This is a genomic window from Xanthomonas sp. SHU 308, assembly GCF_000364645.1.
In the GTDB taxonomy this organism is placed as follows: domain Bacteria; phylum Pseudomonadota; class Gammaproteobacteria; order Xanthomonadales; family Xanthomonadaceae; genus Xanthomonas_A; species Xanthomonas_A sontii.
In genome coordinates, this window is record NZ_AQOK01000423.1 from 1 (window position 1) to 3,100 (window position 3,100).

Sequence of the window (3,100 nt, forward strand, 5' to 3'; positions counted from 1 at the left end):
CAGGCGCTGGCCGAGGCGGTCGCCGCCACCGGCACGCCGCTGGTGGTGCTGCTGCGCAACGGCCGCGCGCTGGCGCTGCAGGGTGCGGTGCGCGACGCCGCGGCGATCGCGGTGACCTGGTACCTGGGCACGCAGACCGGTCCGGCGGTGGCCGACGTGCTGTTCGGCGACTACAACCCGTCCGCGCGCCTGCCGGTGAGCTTCCCGCTGGATGCCGGGCAGCAGCCGTACTTCTACAACCACCCGCGCACCGGCCGGCCGGAACTGCCGACGATGAGCGAGTTCAAGTCGCGCTGGCGCGAGGTGCCGAACGCGCCGCTGTATCCGTTCGGCCATGGCCTCGGCTACACGCAGTTCGCCTATGGCGCGCCGCAGCTCGACCGCACTCAGGTCGGCTGGGACGACACCCTGACCGTGACCACGCGCATCGACAACGTCGGCGAGCGCGAAGGCGAGGAAGTGGTGCAGCTGTACATCCACGACCGCGTTGCCAGCCGGGTGCGCCCGGTGCGCGAGTTGAAGGCGTTCCGCAAGGTGCGGCTGGCCGCAGGCGAGGGCATGGAGGTCCGCTTCACCCTCGATCGCCACGCGCTGGCCTTCACCGGCCGCGACGGACAGTGCGCGGCCGAGCCGGGCCTGTTCGACCTGTGGGTGTGCGCGTCCTCGGCCAGCGGCGAGCCCGTGGCCTTCGAGCTGCTGCCCGGCTGAGCCTGGCGCAGCGACAGCCGTCGCCGACCTGGGCGTGACGCCGATGGTGATTCGGTCGCGCGGATTGCCCTGATCCGGAGGCAGCGCCATGCGGCCCGGAGGACGCGCGCTGGCTGCTCTTGCAGCCACTTTCATGGTCTGGCGTGCCTCTGTGGGGTCGCAACGGACGCCTGTCGTGGGTGTGGGCGCGTGTACTCGTCGCGTCGGCTTCCTGCCTGCGGCCTGCGTTCCCGGCCTTCCATGCAGGACGCGGCGTGACGCCGCCTGCATCTGCGGAAGCGTTCCGATGCGGCCTGCTGCAGGCGTCTACGGCGGGTGCGGCGCGGCATCCACTGTGATCGGGTGCGTAACTCGCCGCTTTCCTCTACCTTATGCATTCAGGTTGCGTTGTCGGGATGCGCGCTGCGCCTCGCCCATGCGCCGATCCTGGTCTTCCCTCATCACAAGGAATTTCTCATGCAAGCTGCGCCCAAGACCTCCGCCGCCTTTATCGCTGCCTCCTGGGGGGCGTTGCTGCTGGGCACGGGCGGGTTCCTGATCGGCTTGTGGAATGCCGAGATGATGTTGAACGAGAAGGGCTATTACTTCACGGTCCTGCTGTTCGGCCTGTTCTCCGCGGTCTCGCTGCAAAAGAGCGTGCGCGACCGCGTCGAGGACATTCCTGTGAGTGGGTTGTATTACTCGATCTGCTGGTTCTCGGTGATCGCGGCGCTGGTGCTGTTGGCAGTCGGTCTGTTCAATGCAACCTTGTTGCTGAGCGAGAAAGGCTTCTATGCCATGGCCTTCGCGCTTAGCCTGTTCGGTGCAGTGGCGGTGCAGAAGAACACCCGCGATGCGGTGGGGGCCGGTCAAGGCGGCAAGCGCCACGTCGGGCAGACGCTGCCGCCTCCGCTGGAGTGATCCGCTCTGGCGCGCTGCCCCGGGCGGGCAGACCGCTGCCGTCGTGACCGCGACCACGGCTTGGCCGCGGCATGCTTGCCGTGCACGCGGGCTCTGCTAGGTTCGGGATTCGACCCCAACCGATAGGTGCACGTCATGCGAACTCCCCTGGGTTTGGCTTGCGCGCTGGCCATGGGCCTGGCGATCTCTGCGGCGCACGCCGCCCCCGCCGACACGGCCGCCGAGCGGCGCGGCGACTGGCCGTTCTCGGCGACGCCGGTCGCCACCTTCAACGAACCGTGGGCGATGAGCTTCCTGCCCGACGGCACCGCCTTGGTCAGCGAGAAAGGCGGCACGCTCAAGCGCATCGATCCGGTCAGCGGCCATACCGGCACGGTCAGTGGCGTCCCCACCGTGGCGTACGGCGGCCAGGGCGGTCTCGGCGACGTGCTGCCGCATCCGGGCTTCGCCAAGAACGGATGGGTCTACCTGAGCTACGCCGAACCCGGCAGCGGCGACACTCGCGGCGCGGCGGTGATGCGCGCCAAGCTGACCCTGGACAGCAGCGGCGGCGGCACCCTGTCGCAGCAGCAGGTGATCTGGCGGCAGCAGCCCAAGGTGTCCGGCAACGGCCACTTCGGCCATCGGCTGGCGTTCGGCCCGGACGGCAAGCTGTGGATCAGTTCCAGCGAGCGGCAGAAGTTCGATCCGGCGCAGGACATGAGTGGCAACCTGGGCAAGATCGTGCGTCTCAACGACGACGGCAGCGTGCCGGCCGACAATCCGTTCGCCAACCGCGGCGGCGTCGCCGCGCAGGTGTGGTCGCTGGGCCACCGCAACGTGCTCGGTCTGGCCTTCGACGCCAACGGGCGGTTGTGGGAACACGAAATGGGCCCGGCCGGCGGCGACGAGCTGAACCTGATCCAGCGCGGCGCCAATTACGGCTACCCGATCGTGTCCAATGGCGACCACTACGATGGACGCCCGATTCCCGATCACAGCACGCGCCCGGAATTCGCTGCGCCCAAGGTGAGCTGGACGCCGGTGATCTCGCCGGCCGGCTTCGTCATCTACAACGGCAGCCGCTTCCCGCAGTGGCGCGGCAACGGCTTCATCGGCGGCCTGTCCTCGCAGTCGCTGGTGCGGATCGAGTTCGACGGCGAGAGCGCACGCGAGGCGGCGCGCTACGACATGGGCAAGCGCATCCGCGAGGTGGAGCAGGGGCCGGATGGCGCGCTGTGGCTGCTGGAGGATGGCGCCGGTGGGCGGTTGCTGAAGTTGCAGCCGCTGGAGAGTTGAGGAGTACACCCGGCAGCGGCGGTTGCGCCGCTGCCGGGTGAGCAGCATGGGGTGTGCCTGCCTGCCGATGCGTCGGTGATGGCACCGTGGGTGCGATCAGGACATCGCCGTGCTGCCATCGTAGGCGCGGCTTCAGCCGCGACGGGCTTTACTGAGAAAGCCTGTCGCGGCTTAACCCGCTTGTGTCAAATAAGGGTCTATCGTTGTAGGTGAG

The 3,100-nt window shown here is 68.6% G+C and carries 3 protein-coding genes; all 3 read left to right on the forward strand.

Annotated elements, in window-relative coordinates; translation table 11 throughout:
• A partial coding sequence (locus tag D588_RS0114055; protein WP_026143714.1) for a glycoside hydrolase family 3 C-terminal domain-containing protein occupies positions 1 to 708 on the forward strand: 708 nt, incomplete at its 5' end.
• Positions 709 to 1,164: 456 nt separating this feature from the next.
• Positions 1,165 to 1,608, forward strand: a complete 444-nt coding sequence (gene yiaA, locus D588_RS0114060; RefSeq protein ID WP_017908676.1) for an inner membrane protein YiaA — start codon at positions 1,165 to 1,167, stop codon at positions 1,606 to 1,608.
• 135 nt (positions 1,609 to 1,743) lie between these two features.
• The gene (locus D588_RS0114065) at positions 1,744 to 2,886 is read left to right on the forward strand and encodes a PQQ-dependent sugar dehydrogenase (protein ID WP_043084971.1); all 1,143 of its coding nucleotides are present in this window, start codon (positions 1,744 to 1,746) and stop codon (positions 2,884 to 2,886) included.
• The last annotated feature ends 214 nt before the right edge of the window (positions 2,887 to 3,100 follow it).

What these genes read in the sequence shown, in the direction of transcription:
- yiaA (WP_017908676.1), top strand. Translation starts at nt 1,165, where the DNA reads ATGCAAGCTGCGCCCAAGACCTCCGCCGCCTTTATCGCTGCCTCCTGG.
- D588_RS0114065 (WP_043084971.1), top strand. Translation starts at nt 1,744, where the DNA reads ATGCGAACTCCCCTGGGTTTGGCTTGCGCGCTGGCCATGGGCCTGGCG.